The sequence below is a fragment of the Planobispora rosea genome (assembly GCF_014648175.1).
GTDB lineage: Bacteria > Actinomycetota > Actinomycetes > Streptosporangiales > Streptosporangiaceae > Planobispora > Planobispora rosea.
The window spans coordinates 1-19,057 of the sequence record NZ_BMQP01000068.1 but is presented as its reverse complement, the minus strand read 5'-3'; the positions used below and the strand labels follow the sequence as shown (position 1 = coordinate 19,057).

18 protein-coding genes are annotated in these 19,057 nt (G+C 70.3%); 10 read left to right on the top strand and 8 right to left on the bottom strand.

All coding sequences use genetic code 11. From position 1 onward, the window contains the following. Positions 1–65 precede the first annotated feature (65 nt). The 4 genes from IEZ08_RS37095 to IEZ08_RS37080 form a co-directional block, all read right to left on the bottom strand. Positions 66–839 (bottom strand): carboxylesterase family protein, encoded by a 774-nt coding sequence (locus IEZ08_RS37095; RefSeq protein WP_229803923.1) that lies wholly within the window; start codon positions 837–839, stop codon positions 66–68. A gap of 119 nt (positions 840–958) precedes the next feature. Beyond that, positions 959–1,930, bottom strand: coding sequence for a phosphotransferase family protein (locus IEZ08_RS37090; RefSeq protein WP_189244043.1), 972 nt, complete (start codon positions 1,928–1,930; stop codon positions 959–961). Between the two features lie 268 nt (positions 1,931–2,198). Further along, positions 2,199–3,149 (bottom strand): SIS domain-containing protein, encoded by a 951-nt coding sequence (locus tag IEZ08_RS37085; protein WP_068921756.1) that lies wholly within the window; start codon positions 3,147–3,149, stop codon positions 2,199–2,201. A 40-nt stretch (positions 3,150–3,189) separates the two neighbouring features. After that, entirely contained in the window at positions 3,190–4,269 is a 1,080-nt protein-coding gene (locus IEZ08_RS37080) for a hypothetical protein (protein WP_068921757.1), read from the bottom strand. 141 nt (positions 4,270–4,410) lie between these two features. Between IEZ08_RS37080 and IEZ08_RS37075 the strand changes: the two genes are divergently transcribed. The 4 genes from IEZ08_RS37075 to IEZ08_RS37060 are packed head-to-tail and all read left to right on the top strand — an operon-like array spanning position 4,411 to position 8,231. Next, positions 4,411–5,544 carry a polyamine ABC transporter substrate-binding protein gene (locus IEZ08_RS37075; RefSeq protein ID WP_068921758.1) on the top strand — a complete coding sequence of 378 codons (1,134 nt, stop codon included), beginning with the start codon at positions 4,411–4,413 and terminating at the stop codon, positions 5,542–5,544. Beyond that, complete coding sequence (locus IEZ08_RS37070; RefSeq protein ID WP_176728406.1) at positions 5,541–6,437, top strand: ABC transporter permease; 897 nt, start codon at positions 5,541–5,543, stop codon at positions 6,435–6,437. Before IEZ08_RS37075 ends, IEZ08_RS37070 begins: the two co-directional genes overlap by 4 nt. Next, on the top strand, positions 6,430–7,203 hold the full coding sequence (locus tag IEZ08_RS37065) for an ABC transporter permease (RefSeq protein ID WP_068928453.1): 774 nt from the start codon (positions 6,430–6,432) through the stop codon (positions 7,201–7,203). The genes IEZ08_RS37070 and IEZ08_RS37065 overlap by 8 nt, the downstream gene beginning before the upstream one ends. Next, positions 7,203–8,231 carry an ABC transporter ATP-binding protein gene (locus tag IEZ08_RS37060; protein WP_189244042.1) on the top strand — a complete coding sequence of 343 codons (1,029 nt, stop codon included), beginning with the start codon at positions 7,203–7,205 and terminating at the stop codon, positions 8,229–8,231. Before IEZ08_RS37065 ends, IEZ08_RS37060 begins: the two co-directional genes overlap by 1 nt. Here IEZ08_RS37060 and IEZ08_RS37055 read toward each other — a convergent pair. After that, positions 8,225–8,803 (bottom strand): TetR/AcrR family transcriptional regulator, encoded by a 579-nt coding sequence (locus tag IEZ08_RS37055; RefSeq protein ID WP_229803921.1) that lies wholly within the window; start codon positions 8,801–8,803, stop codon positions 8,225–8,227. The two genes, IEZ08_RS37060 and IEZ08_RS37055, sit on opposite strands and share 7 nt — an antisense overlap. A 159-nt stretch (positions 8,804–8,962) precedes the next feature. Between IEZ08_RS37055 and IEZ08_RS37050 the strand changes: the two genes are divergently transcribed. The 6 genes from IEZ08_RS37050 to IEZ08_RS37025 all read left to right on the top strand — a co-directional run bounded on the left by IEZ08_RS37050 (position 8,963) and on the right by IEZ08_RS37025 (position 16,351). Then, a complete protein-coding gene (locus IEZ08_RS37050) occupies positions 8,963–10,243 on the top strand; it encodes a glycosyltransferase (protein WP_189244040.1) in 1,281 nt (426 codons plus the stop codon). Positions 10,244–10,271: 28 nt separating this feature from the next. Continuing rightward, positions 10,272–11,678: an aminobutyraldehyde dehydrogenase gene (locus tag IEZ08_RS37045; RefSeq protein ID WP_068921762.1), complete on the top strand. Its 1,407-nt coding sequence runs from the start codon at positions 10,272–10,274 to the stop codon at positions 11,676–11,678. A gap of 205 nt (positions 11,679–11,883) precedes the next feature. Continuing rightward, a complete protein-coding gene (locus IEZ08_RS37040) occupies positions 11,884–14,946 on the top strand; it encodes a nitrate- and nitrite sensing domain-containing protein (RefSeq protein ID WP_189244039.1) in 3,063 nt (1,020 codons plus the stop codon). Continuing rightward, positions 14,943–15,365 carry a roadblock/LC7 domain-containing protein gene (locus IEZ08_RS37035; protein ID WP_068921764.1) on the top strand — a complete coding sequence of 141 codons (423 nt, stop codon included), beginning with the start codon at positions 14,943–14,945 and terminating at the stop codon, positions 15,363–15,365. Before IEZ08_RS37040 ends, IEZ08_RS37035 begins: the two co-directional genes overlap by 4 nt. A 55-nt stretch (positions 15,366–15,420) precedes the next feature. Continuing rightward, the gene (locus tag IEZ08_RS37030) at positions 15,421–15,789 is read left to right on the top strand and encodes a DUF742 domain-containing protein (protein WP_068921765.1); all 369 of its coding nucleotides are present in this window, start codon (positions 15,421–15,423) and stop codon (positions 15,787–15,789) included. 22 nt (positions 15,790–15,811) lie between these two features. Further along, positions 15,812–16,351 (top strand): GTP-binding protein, encoded by a 540-nt coding sequence (locus IEZ08_RS37025; RefSeq protein ID WP_068921766.1) that lies wholly within the window; start codon positions 15,812–15,814, stop codon positions 16,349–16,351. 92 nt (positions 16,352–16,443) lie between these two features. On the opposite strand, the gene IEZ08_RS37020 is transcribed toward IEZ08_RS37025, so the two are convergent. The 3 genes from IEZ08_RS37020 to IEZ08_RS37010 are packed head-to-tail and all read right to left on the bottom strand — an operon-like array spanning position 16,444 to position 18,991. Further along, the gene (locus IEZ08_RS37020) at positions 16,444–17,223 is read right to left on the bottom strand and encodes an ABC transporter permease (protein ID WP_229803920.1); all 780 of its coding nucleotides are present in this window, start codon (positions 17,221–17,223) and stop codon (positions 16,444–16,446) included. Then, positions 17,220–18,011, bottom strand: a complete 792-nt coding sequence (locus IEZ08_RS37015) for an ABC transporter permease (protein WP_068921768.1) — start codon at positions 18,009–18,011, stop codon at positions 17,220–17,222. The genes IEZ08_RS37020 and IEZ08_RS37015 overlap by 4 nt, the downstream gene beginning before the upstream one ends. Then, the gene (locus tag IEZ08_RS37010) at positions 18,008–18,991 is read right to left on the bottom strand and encodes an ABC transporter substrate-binding protein (protein WP_189244038.1); all 984 of its coding nucleotides are present in this window, start codon (positions 18,989–18,991) and stop codon (positions 18,008–18,010) included. Before IEZ08_RS37010 ends, IEZ08_RS37015 begins: the two co-directional genes overlap by 4 nt. Between the last annotated feature and the right edge of the window lie 66 nt (positions 18,992–19,057).

Here is a 19,057-nt window from a genome sequence, read left to right as displayed (position 1 = left end):
CGTTGGTCGAGCACGTGCTGCGGGTGCGCGCGGCCTACGGCATGTCGGTCTGACGCCGTCGTGACTCACCTGGGGGCCCGGTCCCTCCAGACGATCTCGTCGAGCGGGTGGGGCGGGTAGTCGCAGGCGGCCTTCTCGGCGTCGCAACCGAACGCCTCCGCGACGACCGCCAGTTCCACCGTGGAAGGGTCGGCCACCGGAGGGAATCCGCGGTACTCCTCGTGGGTGAAGCCGCAGATCAAAGCGGTGTCCCGGCCCGTGCGCAGTGCCTGCCAGGGCGGGCCCGCGACCAGGTCACCGTCGACGACCGGCCCGAACACGCCTCCGCCCGCGCGGGGACCGGCCAGCGGCGCGTCCTGGACCGCCAGGAGCAGAGCCGCCGAGGCCGAGCCCGCGGACTGGCCGAAGACGGTTACGTTGCCGGGGTCACCGCCGAAGGCGGAGATGTTCTCCTGCACCCAGGCCAGGGCCGCGATCTGGTCGCGCAGCCCGCGGTTGTCCGGTACCCCCGGCAGGTGACCGAATCCCTCGAAGCCCATCCGGTAGTTGAAGGTCACCACCACGACCCCCGAGCGGGCCAGCGTGGCACCGTCGAACTGCGGCACCCCCGACGAGCCGGTCCTCCACGCGCCACCGTAGATCCACACCATGACCGGCAGCCCGGCGGCCCCCAGGTCCGGGCTCCAGACGTTCAACGTCAGGCAGTCCAAGCCGTCCCCGGGCCGCCAGACCGGCGGCACACCCGGTGCCGGCGGCAACTGCGGAGGCGCGGTGCCGAAGGCGACGGCATCCCGTACCCCGCCCCAGCTCTTCGGCGGTACGGGTGCCCGTAAGCGCAGTCCCCCTTTCGGAGCCGCTGCGAACGGGATCCCCTTGAACGAGACGATGCCGTCCCCCCTCCAGCCCTCGGACCAGTCCCATGCCGGTCTTCACCACAGCGTCGATCATGTCCAGGACGCTATATGATCGGCAGTCGCCTCAGAGCCGGACGCACTCCGGGGCTGATGCTGAGCGCACTGAAGCGCGCGGCCATGTCCTCGACCCACTGTGCCGGTGTCCGATGGTCTGCCAGGGGGACGCCGGCCTCGGCGCGCCACAGCGCATCGCCCAGGGCGTGGCGCAGATGCCAGGCCATAACCCGCTCGGCCGATAGCCGGCGGCCGGTGATCTGCCGGTAATGACGCATGACCGCCTCCAGAAGCTCAAGGCCGGGGCCCATCCCGGGACCCGGAAAGGCGCGCAGGTCGTACTCCGGCTCAGCGGCTCCGGCGGTCTCGAAATCCACCACCAGCCGCAGTTCATCGCCGTCCCACACCTGGTTGTCGCCATGCAGATCGCCGTGCACCAGCACCGCAGAACCAGGGCGGGCCAGCACGGCCTCGGCCCAGCCGCACCAGCGCGTCAGAGCGTGACGCTGATCCGGCCGAACCCACCTGCCGAGCCGCTCGCGCAAAACCGTGGCCGTGGCGGGCGGCAAATGGGCGCCGGTGAGCTTGCCGACCGCATGCTCGGCGCGCTCGAGCGCCGCCGGGTCGTGCAGGGCCGCCAGGAAGCAGGCGAGCTGCCTGCCGGCACGGTCCCGGTCGATCGAGCCGACGACCTCGAACAGGGATCTTCCCGGTATCCGCCTGGTGACGAGCAGCAGCGGATCCATGCCGCAGGCGACGACCTCGGGCAGGAACGGCACCCGCGGTTGGCGGGAAAGCGCGGTCAGGATGCCGATCTCACGCGCCAAGCGGAGGGCCGCGGGGCGCGACCACGCGAATTTCGCGACAAACCGCTCACCGACGATCGCGCTGGACGACTGCCACAGCGGCTCCTTCTCCCCGGCTCGCCCGGCAATCATGATGGAGCGTCCGGCAAGCTGCGGAGCCACCACCCGCAGCGCCTCGTCGAGCGCCTCGGCAGAGCACTCGGCCAGCCACTTCATGCTCGGATACCCGTCACGTCGACGACAGTAGGACACCGGTCAACCGCGGCCAAGGGCCCTCCTTGTGACGCCGGGGCCGGAACCCGTCTGGTCCACGTGTCCAGCGATGTCGTCTTCTCGGGAAAGGCGATCACGTATGCGGAGGACGGCGTCCGGTCGGACTGCCGCATGACCCAGCGTCATCTGCGGACCAGGCTGCGCGGTGCGCGGGAGTTCGTGCAACGGCGTTGAGCGGTCCTCCGCGCGCCGTACCGGTGTCGACCTGCGTCTAGCGCCACCAGCGGGCGGCGACGAGTTCGGCGACCAGGGGCTCGGTGAGCAGGGACACGGTGGGGTCGTCGTCGTGGCGGTAGCGGATGGCGGCCTCGGCGCCGGGGAGTTCGCCGCCGACGGTCAGGACGGTGGAGCCGCGTTCGCGGATCCACTCCATGGCCTGTCCGTCGTAGCGGGAACCGGGGAAGAACAGGGCGCGGTAGTCGAGGGTCTTGGTGAGGTAGACGTCGACGTGGGACCAGTCGCCGGTCTCGCAGGCGGTGGCGGCGCGGCGGGGGCCCTCGCGGAACATCAGGGCGGACTGGTCGGCGGAGGACAGGCGTTCGGCGGGGGCGACGGTGTAGACGCCGTGCGGGCCGTCGAGCAGGTCGGACGCCGTCTCCAGCCATTCGCCGCGCCGGTCCAGCAGGTCGCGGGTGGCCTCGGCGGTACGGCGCAGCAGCGCGGGCACGTCGGGGCCGGTGCCGGTCAGGCGGCCGTGCAGGGCCAGGAGCAGCGCGGCCGTGTGCTGGAAGGTACGGCAGGCGACGCCGCCGCGCTCCTCGCCCGCGAGCATCGGGACGGTCAGGTCGGCGCCGTCGGTGACGGGGGAGTCCGGCCGGTTGGTCAGGGCCAGCACGAACGCGTGGTCGCGGTAGGGGGTGAGCGCGTCGAGGGTCTCGCGGCTGCCGCCGGTCGCGGAGATGGCGACGACGAGGGTGTCCGGGGTGGCCGGGTAGGAGGACGCGGCGGAGGCGTACTCGGCGACCGCGTCGATCCCGGCGGCGCGCAGGCGGAGCGCGGCCACCCGGGCGGCGTAGCGGGAGCTGCCCATGCCGAGGAAGACCACCCGCCGGATCCCGGACGGTACCGCCGCGAACGGGTCGTCGGCTTCCAGGGCGTCCGCCAGCCCGGCCAGCGCGGCCGGCTTGGCTTCCAGGTCGGCGAGGTACAGCTCGGGGTTCACGGTTCTCCTCGGTGAATCAAGGTCGGGATCGGAGTCGGGGTCAGCGGTACCAGGAGCGCAGGACGCCCATCGGGGCGTAGCGCCAGCGGGGCAGGTGGCGGGCGGCGTAGAGGAGCTCGCGGCATTCCTGTTCGACGGCGAACGCGTCCAGCAGCCCGTCGTGGAGCAGGTGCCCGTGCCCGTGCTCGCGCAGGCGCCGGGTGTAGGCCTCCTTCAGGGAACGCGTCGCGTCCGCGGCCCACTCCCCGGTCGCCGCGGGGTCGGCTCCCCGCCGCCTGACCGCGACCTGGCCGGCGTGCTCCAGGCTGGTGGAGAGCTGGGCGAGGTCGCGGGCGGCGGGCTGGAAGAGGTCGGTGTCGGAGACCGTCGGATTGCCGTCGAAGTCGATGACCGCGTAGCCGTCCCGCCACCGGAGGATCTGGCCCACGTGCAGGTCCCCGTGGATGCGGATGAGCGGGGTCGCGTCGTGGTCGGCCAGGACGCGGAACCGTTCCGTCAGGAGGTGCGCGTGGGCGGCCAGCCATCGGCCGTCCTCGCCGCCGGTCAGTTCCAGCGCCTCGCGCAGTGCGGCCTCGGCCCGGGCGAACCACGGGGGGTCGGCGGGCGAGGGCCGTACCGGGTCGGGGAAGACCGCCGAGGGGGTGGCCAGGGCGAGGTGCAGGTCGGCGGCGAGCACGCCCAGCTCGTCGGCGAAGGCGGTACGGCCGGCCGCGGCCTCCTCCGCGCACCACTCCCAGCCGTCACGGGCGCCGGGCAGGTAGCGGGTCACCAGCGCGAGCAGTTCCCCGCCGCGGGTGATCGCCGCGTACGGCGTCGCCGTGGCGGTGAAGCCGACCGAGGTCAGGTGGGCGAACATCTCGGGGGCGGGCTGGGGGAGGGGGAGGGGCGGGGTGAGCCACTTGACGACGAGGGTCTCGGCGACGACGACGGAGTGGTTGGTCTGGTCCACGTCGAAGCCGCGCTCAGTCGCCCCGGAGGGCACCTCGGGGAGGGGATGGAAGATCCTGACGGTGTACGGGGCGGGGATCTCCGAGGTCAGAGCGGTGAGGAGTGCGGTGGTGCGGCCGTCTCCGGCGCGGGGCGCGGGGCGCAGCCCTTCCCATATTGAACGCGGATTCAACAGACAGACCAAACTTCCATGTGGCGATGTCGCGAAAAGTGTTGCCGATGTTGATGTTGCCTGCAACACTCCTGCTTTGGTCTGGCTCGTTCCTAACGCCCGGATCGCCCTAAACATCTGAATTTTGAAGGAGTAGCGGTCGTGTCCCGTTCCCGGTACACCCGTCGTCTTCCGGCCGCCGCAGTGGCCGCCGGTCTCGTGCTCGCGCTCTCGGCGTGCGGCGGGGAGACCGCCGACAGCACCACCTCCGCGGGGCCCGCCGCCAGCGCGTCCTCCGCGCAGCTGGACCCGAACGCGGACCTGTCGAAGCAGAGCCTCGCCATCTCGGTCTGGGACGGTTACACGCCCAAGGAGCTTCCGCAGCAGGTCAAGGAGAAGCTCAAGACCGAGCTGAAGGTCACGCTGCACGCCAACAACGAAGAGATCATGGCGAAGCTGACCTCCGGCACCGACACCGGCCTCGACGTGGCCTTCGTCTCCGGGCAGTACGCCCAGGCCCTCAACGAGGCCGGGCTGCTGGAGCCGATCCACCCCGAGCTGGTCCCGAACCTGGCCAACCTCTTCCCCGAGGCCAAGGAGCTCTCCTACGACAAGGGCAACGTCTTCTCCGTGCCCTACACCTGGGGCACGACCGGCATCTGCTACCGCAACGACCTGCTGAAGACGGCGCCGACCAGCTGGAACGACCTGCTCAACCCGCCGGCCGAGGCGAAGAAGAAGGTCACCATGATGATCACCGAGCGCTGGCTGGCCCTGCCCGCCATCAAGGCGCTCGGCTACTCGGTCAACACCCGCAGCGACGAGGAGATCGCCAAGGTCAAGGAGAAGCTCCTGGCCGCCAAGCCGAACCTGCTGGCCTACGACGACACGACCTTCCGCGATCGCCTGAAGAAGGGCGAGGCCGTCATGGTCGAGGCGTGGGACGGCTGGTGCCCGGCCGGGGAGAAGAACATCGACTTCGTGGTCCCCAAGGAGGGCAGCGACCTCTGGGTGGACACGATGGTCATCCTGAAGTCCTCCAAGAACAAGGAGGCCGCGCACGCCTTCATCAACTACATCCTGGACCCGAAGGTGCACGGCTGGGCGGCCGAGAACATCCTGTACGGCGTGCCGAACAAGGCCGCGATGGAGCTGGTCGACCCCGAGCTGAAGGCCAGCATGCCCTCGCTGCAGATGACCCCGTCGCAGCTGCTCCAGGGTGAGTCGATCATCGATCTCGGTGAGGACTCGGTGAAGTTCACCCGCCTGGCGACCGAGGTCGCGGCGCAGCAGTGACCGGCTCCACCGTCTCCGGCGCGACCGCGGTACCGCGGTCGCGCCGGTCGCGTGCGCTGGGGCGGCGGTCGCGTGCGATCGGGCGGCTGGTCTTCCTCGGTCCCGGCCTGGCCTACCTGATCGTCCTGCTGCTGGTCCCACTGGCGCTGATCCTCAGCTACACGGTGTTCCGCCGGGACCGCTTCGGCGGGGTCGTCTACGAGGCGACCGGGGAGAACTTCACCCGGCTGCTCGACCCGCTCTACCTCGACGTCATCGTCTCTTCACTGAAGCTGGCCACGATCGCCACGGTGATCGCCCTGCTCGTCGGGTACCCGACGGCGTACCTGATCGCGCAGCTGCCCCGGAAGTGGAAGACGATCGCGCTGGTGGCGATCGTGCTGCCGTTCTGGACGAACTTCCTGGTCCGGGTCTACGCCTGGATCGTGCTGCTCAGCGGCCCCGGACTGGTCAACTCCGCCCTCGGGGACCTGGGGCTGGGCCCGTTCGAGTTCCTCTACAACCAGGGCACGATCGTCACCGGGCTGGTCTACTCCTACCTGCCGCTGATGGTGCTCCCGCTGTACGCCGCGATAGAGAAGCTCGACCCGCAGCTCCGCGAGGCCTCGGCCAACCTCGGCGCCCGGCCCGCCCGCACGTTCGTCTCGGTCACGCTGCCGCTGACGCTGCCGGGCGTGGTCACCGGGTGCCTGTTCGTCTTCGTGCCGAGCTTCGGCAACTTCGTCATCCCCGAACTGCTCGGCGGCGGGCGATCGATCATGGTCGGCAACCTGATCAGGGACCAGTTCCTCAAGGCGAGGGACTGGCCGTTCGGGTCCACGCTGACGCTGGCGCTGCTCGCCGTACTGATCGTCCTGCTGCTCCTGCAGGCATGGAGTGCCCGCCGTGCGTAGACCCCGCCTGCTGTACGTCCCGTTCTGGATGACCTACGTCTTCCTGTACGCGCCGATCGCGGTGCTGGTCGTCATGTCGTTCAACTCCGGAGACTCGCCGTACTCCTTCGACGGGTTCAGCCTGAAGTGGTACGGCGAGCTGGCGGGCAACGCCGAGATCGGCAAGGGCCTGGTCAACACCCTGCTGGTGGCCGCGGGCTCGACCGTCCTGGCGACCGTGCTGGGCACGCTGCTGGCCGTGGGGCTGGCGCGGTACAGCAGGTCGAAGGTGCTGGACGCGATCGGCGTGCTCCCGGCCGTGCTGCCGGATCTGGTGCTGGCCATCGGGCTGCTGGTGTTCTACGGGACGGTCAAGATGACCCTCGGCCTGCACTCGGTGCTGCTGGCGCACACGGTCTTCGGCATGGCGTTCGTCGCCGCGGTGGTCCGCACCCGGCTCACCCACGCCGACCTCTCCCTGGAGGAGGCCTCGCGCGACCTGGGGGCGAACGCGGTGACCACGTTCTTGCGGATCACCCTGCCGCAGCTCGCGCCGGGCATCGCCGCGGGCGCGCTGCTGGCGTTCACGCTCTCCGTCGACGAGTTCGTCATCGCGTTCTTCACCGCGGCGCCGACCGAGCCGACCCTGCCCATCGTCATCTACTCAATGGTCCGCTTCGGGGTCACTCCCGAGATCAACGCGCTGGCCACGCTGCTGCTGGCCGTGAGCTTCACCGTGGTGATCGTGGCCCAGCGGATGACCCGACTGACGGAGTCCCTTTCCTGATGCTGCAGATCACTGGTGTCAGCCGCCGGTTCGGCGACGTCACGGCCCTGGCGGACGTCTCCCTGGAGATCCGCCAGGGCGAGTTCTTCGCGCTGCTGGGCCCCAGCGGCTGCGGTAAGACCACGCTCCTGCGCATCCTGGCCGGGTTCGAGTCGCCGGACTCCGGAACCGTCACCCTCGACGGCGACGACCTGCTCGGCCGGGCCGCGCACCGCCGCCCGGTCAACCTGATGTTCCAGTCCTACGCCCTGTTCCCGCACATGACCGTGGCCAAGAACGTCGCCTACGGCCTGGAGCGGGAGAAGCTGTCGAAGGCGGAGATCCGGTCGCGGGTCGGCGAGGTGCTGGAGAAGGTCGGGCTGTCCGCGATGGCCGGGCGCAGGCCGCAGCAGCTGTCCGGCGGCCAGCGCCAGCGGGTCGCGCTGGCCCGCGCGATCGTCAAACGGCCACGCCTGCTCCTGCTCGACGAGCCGCTGTCCGCGCTGGACAAGAAGGTGCGCGCGGAGATGCAGCTTGAGCTGAAGCGGCTTCAGCACGAGGTCGGCATCACCTTCGTCGTCGTCACCCACGACCAGGAGGAGGCCATGTCGCTCGCCGACCGGATCGCGGTCTTCAACGCGGGCCGGGTCGAGCAGGTGGACGAGCCGGTGCGGCTCTACGAGCGGCCGCGGACCCCGTTCGTGGCGGGCTTCGTGGGGGCCGGCAACCTCTTCCCGGGCCGGGCGTGCGCGGCCGGCGTGGCCGCCGACGGCCTGGGCGTGCTGCCCGGCGTCTCGGACCTGCCGGACGGCACGCCCGCGCTGCTGGCCGTACGGCCCGAGCGGATCCGGCTGGACGACGGCGGGGGCGTGCTGAAGGGCGAGGTCGCCGACGTGAGCTTCTACGGCGGCGTCTCCCATGTCGCGGTCACCGTGCCGGGCCGGCCGGAACCGGTCCTGGTCGCGACGCAGGGGGCCACCCGGGTCAGGCCGGGCGCGCAGGTCGGGCTGGCCTGGACGCCGGGGGACGGGGTGCTGGTCCCTCAATGAGACGTCTTCAGAGCGTTTCCCGTGGCTGTCCGGGCGTAGGCGAGGATCAGGTCCGCCGCCTCATCCGGGCCGATCACCGGGTGTCGGGCCGTTATGCGGTAACCGTACGCATCCTCGAGCGCGACGAGGTTGCGCGCGATGATCAGCGAGTCGTCGGACAGCGTGAAGGTTCCCAGCGCGCTCCCGGTCTCCAGGATGCTCTGGTACATCGCGACCTGGCGGTCGTAGAGCGTGGTGAGCAGGAGCGCGTACATCCGGTTGCGGGACGCGGCGCCGCCGAGCTCGTTGAGGAGCAGTACGTCAGGATCCTCCGGGCCGTGCGGCAGGCCCGAGCGGATGGTCACGACGAGCTTCTCGACGGGGTCGCGCATCCCGCTGATCCGCTTCAGGCGCAGCTCGTAGAAGCGCTCCATCCCGGCATGGTGCGCCTCCACCAGGAGCTCGTCGAGGTTGGGGAAGTGGTAGAGCACGGCGCCGGAGGTCAGCCCGGCCTCTTCCGCGACGTGGTTGAGCCCGACACCGTCGGTGCCGTGTCTGATGATCGCCCGGCGTGCCGCGTCGATGAGGTCCACACGCCGATCAGACCGGCTCTTACGCGCCATATTTCCCCGCTTGTTCACACCAGTGATTTGTGCCGGGGTCCATAGTGACTGATATCCGGCATTCCCGCTAGATCAACATTTAAACAAATATTTAACACAAAATCAGTCTTCTGTCGCCTGGAGGATGCGATGCCCCTCACGATCCTGTTCATGCCGGAGAGCGCCTACGGGCCGACGAACAACTGCATCGGCATCGGTGACATTCTGCGTAAGCGCGGTCACCGGGTCGTTTTCGCCGCCGAAGCCTCCTGGAAGGGGAAGCTGGAGGCGCTCGGTTTCGAGGAGGACCTGGTCGACCTGGCTCCGCCGACGGAGGAGGAGCAGGACGCGGGGCAGTTCTGGAAGGACTTCATCCGGGACACCGCGCCGGAATACCGCAAGTCGACCGCCGAGCAGCTGGAGACGGTGACCAAGCCGATCTGGGACGCGCTCATTGACGGAGCGAAGTACTGCGAACCGCAGCTCAAGGCGATTATCGAGCGCGTTCAGCCGGACGTCATCGTCGAGGACAACGTCATCACTTTCCCGGCGCTTATCACCGCGGGCAAGCCGTTCGTGCGCATCGTCTCCTGCAATCCGCTGGAAGTCCGCGGGGAGAATGTGGCGCCGGTCTTCTCCGGCCTGCCCGCCGGCGACCGCTCGGAATGGGACGCCTTCCGCGCCGAGTACGACCGCACCCACCGTGAGGTCTGGACCGCCTTCAACGAGTGGTGCGTCGCCCAGGGCACCCCGCCCCTGCCCGAGCTGGACTTCATCCACGAGGGCGAGCTGAACCTGTACGTGTTCCCGGAGATCGCCGACTACGTGGACGCGCGCCCGCTCGGTCCGAACTGGCACCGTCTCGACTCCTCGGTCCGCGAGACCGACGAGGCCTTCGAACTGCCGGAGTCGCTCAAGGCCGACCCGGAGAACGACGGGGCGCTGATCTACTTCTCGCTCGGCTCGCTCGGCTCGGCCGACGTGGAGCTCATGCAGCGGGTGATCGACGTGCTGGGCGCCACCCGGCACCGCTTCATCGTCTCTAAGGGCCCGCGGCACGAGGAGATCAAGCTCGCCGACAACATGTGGGGCGCCGAGTTCGTCCCGCAGACGAAGATCATCCCGATGGTGGACCTGGTCATCACGCACGGCGGCAACAACACCGTCACCGAGGCGCTGCACTTCGGCAAGCCGATGATCCTGCTGCCCCTGTTCTGGGACCAGTACGACAACGCCCAGCGCATGCACGAGCTGGGCTACGGCGTGCGCCTGTCCACCTACACCTTCACCGACGAGGAGCTGACCGGCGCGCTGGAGCGGCTCCTGGGCGACACCGAGCTGCGCGCGCGCCTGGCCGCCGCGGGCGAGGAGATCCGCCGCCGCGACGGCCTGCGCAAGGCCGCCGACCTCATCGAGCAGGCCGGCGCCTGACGTTTTCGAGCACGAGCAAGGACGTTCCATGGGCAAGTTGATCAACCCGGCGACCGGCGAGTTCCTCACGGAGGCGACCGTCACCCCGGTCACCGAGGTGGCGGCGGCCGTACGGCGGGCACGCGAGGCGTTCGCCGGGTGGAGCGCGGCGACCCCGGCCGAGCGGGCCGGGGTGCTGCTGCGCTTGGCCGACCTCGTCGAGGCCGACGCCGAGGAGCTGACCCGGCTGGAGGTGACCGAGACCGGAAAGCCCGCGGCGGTGTTCCGCGACGGCGAGCTGCCCTTCGCGGTCGACAACCTCCGCTTCTTCGCCGGGGCGGCCCGCTCGCTGGACGGCACCGGGGCGGGGGTGTTCAGCGCCGGCTACACCTCGGTGCTGGTCCGCCGCCCGGTCGGCGTCGTCGCCTCGATCGCTCCGTGGAACTTCCCGCTCGTGATGGCGGTCTGGAAGATCGGTCCCGCGCTCGCCGCGGGCAACGCGGTGGTGATCAAGCCCGCGCCGCAGACGCCGGGGACCACCCTGCGGCTGGCCGAGCTGTTCGCCCGTGCCGGGGCGCCGGACGGACTGCTCCAGGTCGTCCTCGGTGACGCCGAGGTGGGCCAGGCGCTGGTGACCGACCCGGGTGTGGACATGGTGAGCGTCACCGGCTCCACCGAGACCGGCCGCGCCGTCATGCGCGGGGCCGCGGGTTCCCTGAAGCGGGTCCACCTGGAGCTCGGCGGCAAGGCCCCGGCGCTGGTCTTCGGTGACGCGGACCTGGCCGAGATGGCCCGCGGCGTGGCGATGGGCGCGACCTACAACACCGGCCAGGACTGCACCGCCGCCACGCGGGTCTACATCGCCCGCGAGGTGTACGGCGACGCCGTCGAAGCGCTTCACGGCACGCTGGCGGGGATCAGGACGGGCGACCCCTGGGACCCGGAGACCGACATCGGGCCGCTGATCTCCGCCGGGCACCGGGACCGGGTGCACGGCTTCGTCGAGCGGGCCAGGGCCGCGGGCGCCGCGGTGCTGCGCGGTGGCGCCCCGGTGGACGGGCCCGGCTTCTTCTACCCGCCGACGCTGGTCGACGGGGCCCGCCAGGACAGCGAGATCGTCCAGGGTGAGCTGTTCGGCCCGGTGCTGGTGACCCTCCCCTTCGACGGGGAGGACGAGGCGGTGCGGCTGGCCAACGACACCCCCTACGGCCTGGCCTCCTCGGTCTGGTCCCGGGACGTGGCGCGGGCGCTGCGTGTCTCGCACCGCCTCGATGTGGGTGTGACCTGGGTCAACGACCACCTGCCGATCGCCTCGGAGGCTCCGCACGGCGGGGTGAAGGGCAGCGGCTTCGGCAAGGACATGAGCCAGGAGGCGGTCCAGGAGTATTCGGTGACCCGGCATCTGATGATCAAACATCAGGCTCCGGAGGCCAGGGACTCGTTCCGGCCTGCCTAGAAGTGTGAGTGGTTTGACGCTGATAGGCCCAAGTTGTGGGATTTTCAAGACTAAATCGATCTCTTAGCGATATAAAGGATGTGCTCAAAATGCGTGCGCGGCTTCCCCGCTCGGCGAGGGGTTACGTAGACCAGTGATGACACAAGACCGCCGGAACCGCCGTGCCTCAGGGGCGGCCGCCCGGTTCCTGCCGGCGAACTGGCGCGTGCGTCCCCGTCTGGTCGCGCTGATCCTCCTCCCGACCGTGGCGGCCGTGCTGCTGAGCGGCGTGCAGCTGACCACCGCGCTGGCCACCGCCACCGAGTACCGCCGGATGTCCGAGGTCGCCACGCTCATCGAGCGGCTGGGCACGCTCTCCCACGAGATGGCCCAGGAACGGGACCTCACCGCCTGGTACATCGCCGACAACCGGCGCCCCGCCCGGCTGTCCGCCGTCAAGAAGCAGCGCGAGGCGGTCGACAGGGTCGGTGACGACGTGCTCCAGGCGGTCTCGGCCATCACCGACGACCACGCGGCACGGGTGCGGAGCGAGGCGTCCCAGGTACGCCGCTGGCTGCACGGGCTCCCCGGCCTGCGCAACCTGATCACCGAGGGCAGCGTGCTCCCGCGTGCCGCCCTCGGCATGTACTCGCGAATGATCGCCGACTTCGTCACCCTCCACGACGACCTCGGCCGGAGCGGCGGCGACGAGCGCCTGATCGGTGACGCGCTCGCCCTGGGCGCGCTGACCCGGGCCAAGGAGCAGCTCGCCCGGCAGCGCGGCATCCTGCTCGTCGCGCGGCTGGAGGGCGGGTTCGACTTCGACGACCCCGCCGACTTCCTCGGCGCGTACAAGAGCCAGGTGAGCGAGCTGGCGGCCTTCCAGGCGACCGCCTCGGCCACCCAGACCCGGCGCTTCCGCGAGCTGGTCAGCGGCCCGAAGGTCGACCGGGCCGACGCCATGCGCGCGCTGGTCATGTCGCGTATGCGGGAGAACAAGCCCCTGGGCATCGTGGGCATCCGCACCTGGTTCGAATCCGCCAGCGCGGCGGTGGACGGCATGCGGACCCTTGAGAAGGACATGGCCGCCGCGGTGGTCGCGCGCAGCCAGGAGATGCAGAGCGCCGAGCAGCGCAGCGCCATCATCTCCGGTGGCGCGATCATCATTCTGCTGGTCCTGACCCTGTTCATCACCTCCTGGGCGGCCCGCTCGCTGGTCAGCCCGCTGCGCAGGCTGCGCAGCGAGGCGCTGGAGGTGGCCGGTACCAAGCTCCCCGAGACCGTCCGGGCGCTGCGCGACTCCGGAGACCTGGCCGCGAACGTCGAGGTGCCCTCCATCGGGGTGACCTCCCTCGACGAGATCGGGGAAGTGGCCCGGGCCTTCGACGAGGTCCACCGCGAGGCCGTACGGCTGGCGGGCGACGAGGCGCGGCTGCGGGCCAACGTCAACGCGATGTTCGTCAACCTCTCCCGGCGCACCCAGTCGCTGGTGGAACGCCAGATCGACCTCATCGACGACCTGGAGCAGGGCGAGCAGGACGAGGACCGGCTGGCCAGCCTCTTCAAGCTGGACCACCTGGCCACCCGCATGCGCCGCAACTCCGAGAACCTGCTGGTCCTCGCGGGCCAGGAGCAGAGCCGCCGGTGGAGTGAGCCGATCCCGCTGGGCGACGTGGTCCGGGCCTCGCTGTCGGAGGTGGAGAACTACGAGCGGGTCAACCTCAGGGTGGAGTCCGGCACCCTGATCATCGGTCAGGCCGTCAACGACATCGTGCACCTGATCGCCGAGCTCGTCGAGAACGCGATCTTCTTCTCGCCGCAGGACACCAAGATCATGGTGACCAGCAACGGCAACGAGATGGGCAGTGTCATCGTGGCGGTCACCGACCAGGGCATCGGCATGAGCGACGAGGAGCTGATCGAGGCCAACCGCCGCCTGTCCGAGCCGCCCTCGGTTGACCTGTCGGTCTCCCGCCGGATGGGCCTGTTCGTGGTCGCCCGCCTGGCCCAGCGCCACGGCATCCGCGTCCAGCTCCGCCGCCCGGAGACCGGCGGCCTCAGCGCCGTCGTCCTGCTCCCCCCGCAGGTGGTCGCCCAGGCCATGACGCCGCAGCCGGTCATGTCGGGGGTGCCGCAGCCGGGCGTGGCGGGGCCGTCCGCGCGCGAGGCCGACCCGTTCGCCGGAGGTCTGCGGCAGGACCCGTTCGGGTCGTTCGGGTCGTTCGGGTCGGCCTCCATGTCGTCCTCCACGTCGGTGGACCTGCCGTCCGTCGCGTCCCCGTCGATGGACGACTCCTTCAGTTCCTTCAGTTCCTTCGGCGCTCCTCCGCGTGAGGAGCGCCCGCCCTTCGGCATGCCCCCGATGGACGACTCGCCGTTCGGTGCGCCGCCCACGCCGAGATCCGCGCCGGCGCCGTTCCCGGCTCCGGAGGCCCCGCCGGTCCCGTCGGTTCCGATGGACGCCGCGGCCCCGGCCGCTCCCGCTCCCGCGGGACCCCCGCCATCGGTGGCGGACCTGTGGTCCAAGCCGGTGGTGTCGGCCTCGGACGTGGAGAGCCTGTGGTCCTCACCGTTCACGCCCGCTCCGGCGCCGTCGCCGCTCGCGCCGGAGGCCGCCCCGCCGTCGCCGCCCGCGCCGTTCCAGTCCCCGGCGTCCTTCCCGCCTCCGGCGGCGCCCCCTTCGGCGCCGTCCTGGCCGGAGATGCCGCCCACACCGTCCTGGGCGGACACGCCCTCGATGGACGGCTGGGCCGCGCACCGGGCGGAGCCGGGCGAGAACACCCAGACGTTGCCCGCGGTGGGAGTCTCGGCGACCGAGCCCGAGCCCGAGGAGTTCCTGCCCATCTTCGAGGCGGTGGGCTCCGACTGGTTCCGCCGCAGCGTCCCGGACTCCGGGACCGCGGCCGGATCCGGCGGCGTCCCCGCCTCCGGTACCGCCGCCGAGCACGGCCCGGCCGAGCCCGAGGCCCCCGCGGCGCAGTCCCCGCAGCCGCCCGCCGAGCGGCAGGCCTGGAGCGGAACCTCCGCCGACCAGGGATGGGCCGCGGCGCAGGCGGCGGCCAAGCCCGCCGAGGGCGGGCTGACCGGTGCGGGACTGCCCAAGCGGGTGCCCAAGGCCAACCTGATTCCGGGGGCGGCTCCCGCCGCGCCGGCCGCGCCGGCGTCCCCGATGCCCCCGCTCTCGGCGGAGCGGGTGCGCAGTCGTCTGTCCAGTTTCCAGCAAGGCTCACGGCAGGGCCGCGCTGAGATGAGCGAACGGTCCAGGGCCGTCGAGGGAGACAAGCAGTGAACCACCAACTCAGTCAGGCCGCTCGCGGTTTCAATTGGCTGATCACCGAGTTCGTCAAGGAGATGCCGGGTGTCGCCCACGCGGTGATCGTCTCCACCGACGGTCTTCCGCTGGCCTACTCCCAGGGATTCCCGAAGGACCGCGCCGACCAGCTCGCCGCGATCACCGCCGGCCTGATCAGCCTGACCCAGGGGGCCGCCCGCGTCTTCGAGGGCGGCCCGGTGGTGCAGACCGTGATCGAGATGCAGCGGGGACTCCTGCTGACCATGTCGGTCAGCGACGGCTCCGCCCTCGCCGTCCTGGCCGCTCCGGACTGTGACATGGGGCTGGTGGCCTACCAGATGACGCTTCTGGCGGAGCGCGCGGGACAGGCGTTGACGCCGGCCCTGCGCGCCGAACTCCAGGCGTCCCAGCGCTAGCGAGCGTCACTCGCGAAACGTTGGGACAACAACCGAGAAGGAGGGATAACATCCGATGAATGAGCCGCCGCCTCAGGCCAAGAGCGGGAGAGATCGCCTGATCCGCCCGTACGCTGTGACCGGGGGGAGAACCGCTCCTCGGACCCAGCTTGCGCTCGAGGCGCTGGTCTCCTCGGCGACTGCTCCGAGTGTGGATCCCTCCATGCTCTCGACGGAGTACCAGGCCATCAGCATGCTGTGCCGGCAGCTGCGCTCGGTCGCCGAGGTCTCGGCGCTGTTGCGCATGCCGCTGGGCGTCACCCGCGTGCTGATCGCGGACATGGCCGCCGAGGGCCTGGTGCAGATCCACCATCCGTCGCTGGATGCCGGAAAGCCGGATCTCAACTTGCTTGAAAGGGTGCTCAGTGGGCTTCGCAGGCTCTGACGCCGGAATGACCTCGGCCGGGATGACGTCGACGAAGATCGTCGTCGCCGGCGGGTTCGGCGTCGGCAAGACGACCTTCGTCGGCGCGGTCTCCGAGATCATGCCGTTGACCACGGAAGCGGTCATGACGGAGGCGAGCGCGGGGGTCGACGATCTCTCGCAGATCCCGACGAAGCGGACCACCACGGTCGCGATGGACTTCGGCCGGGTCTCGCTGGACCGCGATCTGATCCTCTACCTGTTCGGCACACCGGGCCAGCACCGGTTCTGGTTCATGTGGGACGACCTGGTCAAGGGGGCGATCGGCGCGATCGTGCTGGTCGACACCCGGCGCCTGGCCGACAGCTTCCCGGCGATCGACTACTTCGAGGAGGCCGGCCTCCCCTTCGTCGTCGCCCTGAACGGCTTCGACGGAGACCACCTGCACGGCGAGGAGGAGGTACGGGAGGCGCTGACGATCTCCCCGCACATTCCCATCGTCCGGACCGACGCGCGCTCCCGCGACGCGGTGAAGTCGACTCTGATCACCCTGGTGGAGCACGTCCTCACCCTCCGGGTCTGACCCCCGCCGTCCCGGGCCCGGTCTGCGCGCCGGGGACTCGGGACGGCACGGCCCGGTGCGACCGGCCTCTTCCGATCCGACGCGGAGGCCGGTCAGGTGCGCCGGGCGGCGTGATGCCAGGAGAGCAACCACCGCTCGGCCGCGAGAAAAGCCGAGTTGAGAAGGTATCCGAGGACTCCCAGGATCACGATCGTTCCCCACAGCGCGGGCATGTCGTACTCGCGCTGGGCGATGAGCAGCCGGTGCCCGATCCCCTCCGTGCTGCCGACGAGCTCGGAGATGACCATCATGATCAGCGCCAGGGAGAGGCTGAGCCGCAGGCCGGCGCATATCTTCGGAAGGGCTGAGGGCAGCACGACCCACCACAGGCGCCCGTTCCGGGAGAGCCCGAAAACCCGGGCGGTCTCGAGATGTTGCCGGTCGACGTGCCGGGCGCCTTCGACGGTGTTGAGCAGGACCGGCCAGATCACGCCGAACACGATCGTCGCAAGCTGCATCTGGGTGCCGAGCGAGAGCATCGTGATGAAGACCGGCAGGAGCATGGGGGGCGGGATGGCCCGCCCGAAGTGGATGAGCGGGTCGGCGAACCGGGAGAGCAGGGGAGAGAGGCCGAGCGCGACACCCAGCAGGATCCCGGCGGCGCCGGCCACGGCCCATCCGGCGAACAGCCGGGCCAGACTGGGCGGGAAGTCGCTCAGGGCGAGATCGCTCAACCACAGCTGTGAGGCGGGCCCGCTCAGCCACATCTCCCTCATCTTCGCCGCGATGGTGAGCGGCGGCGGGAAGTCGTCGTTGCCCGCCAGCCGGGCGCCGAGCTCCCAGAGCACCAGGGCGACCGGTACCAGCCAGAGCCGGGAGAGCGCGCGGATCACCGGCCTCCCTCGCTCCGGGCGGTGTGCCATCGGAAGAGCCGCTTCTCGGCCGTGACGAACAGGATGTTCGTCACGATGCCGAGGATCCCGGCCCACATGGTGGCCGCGAGAACGTATTCGAGGCCGTCGTAGCTGCTCCCGGCTTCGATGACGTAGGTGCCGATCCCGGAGGAGCCGCCCGCGAGCAGCTCGGCGCTGACCGCGAGAATCAGCGCGACGCCGGAGGCGAGCCGGACCCCGGTGGCGATGAACGGCGCGGTGCTCGGCAGGGACACCCGCCACAGTACGGCCAGCGGCCCGAATCCGAAGCTGCGCAGGCTCTCCTTGGCCGTCGGGTCCACCTCCAGCAGGCCGTACAGCGTGTTGATCAGCACCGGCCAGAAAGACGCGTAGCAGATCACAGTGATCTTCATGTCGAGTCTGTCCGGGAAGAGGGTGATCGCCAGGGGGATCAGGGCGACGGAGGGGATCGGGCGGAGGAACTCGATCAGCGGGCGCGCCGCCGTCTCCACCCGGGGCAGGGTGCCGAGCAGGATCCCGGCGGGGACCGCGACGGCCACCGTGAGAGCGAGACCGAGGGCCCACGCCTGCACGGTGGCGGCGACATCGGCCAGGAAGCCGGTGTCGCCGGCGAGTTCGGCGACCCGGGCCAGGACCGTCGAGGTCAGCGGGAGGATCGTGGGATCGACGAGTCCCGTCCGGCCCGCCAGTTCCGTGGCGGCGAGGAAACCCGCGACGCCGAGCGCTCCGCAGAGCGCCCGGCTGCGCAGCAGGTTGTTCCCGATCACCCGGTGGGCCCCAGGATGAGCGTCGCGGCGTCGATCGAGGACTTGAGGTACTGCTGCTGCAGCATCACGTCGGCGACGCGCTGCAGCCGCTGCGGGTCCATGGCGGTCGGGAAGGTGCCCAGCTTGATGGCCGCCGCAGTCGCCGCGTCGATCTTGGTGTAGGTCGGCAGGACCTTCTCGACGGCCTTGCGGTCGGCGGCGGCGAGCTGCTGGGCCTTGGCCACGGCACGCTGGAAGGCCGCCAGGGACTTGGGATTCTTCTCGGCGAACTCCGCGGTGACGGCGAAACCCGCGATGGGGAAGCCGTCCATCGGCCCGGTCATCGTGTCGGCGATCTTCTTGGCGCCGATCCCCTTCTGCGCTCCGGTCAGGAACGGCTCGGTCGTCCACGCCGCGTCGATGTCCCCCTTCTGGAGCGCGGCGGCCATGTTCGGAAGCGGCATCTCGACGAACTTCACGTCCCCGGCGGTGAGCCCACCGGACTTCAGCGTGGTGGTGACCGCCAGGGTGCCGATGTTCTTGAGGGTGTTGACCGCGATCGTCCTGCCCTTCAGGTCGGCGACCGAGGAGACGGGGGAGTCCTTGGCGGCGATGATGTTGAAGACGTCGGGTCCGGCCTGGTAGAGATCGGTGATGATCTTGAGTTTGACGCCGGCCTCGGCCGCCACGAACGCCGAGACGTAGTTGGTCATGCTGACGTCCAGGGTGCCGCTGCGCAGCGAGGGGATCGCCGCCGCGCCGCCCTGGATGGTCTCCGTCTTCACGGTGAGGCCCTCGTCTTCGAAGAAGCCCTTCTCCCGGGCGATGAAGAGGGCGGCGTTGTCGGGGACGGGGAGGATGCCGACCGTGAGCTCTGTCGTCTCCAGCCCGGCGGACCCGCCCGTCCCGGACGGGGACTGCGAATCCGAGCCGCCGCATGCGGTGAGGGCGGCCAGGGTGATGATTCCGATCGCGGCGTGAACACGAAGGTTGATCCTCATGGCTCTCCTAGTGCTGTGACCGGAAACGATCACCGGGTTGAGTGAGGGTCTCAGGCCGCGGTTGCG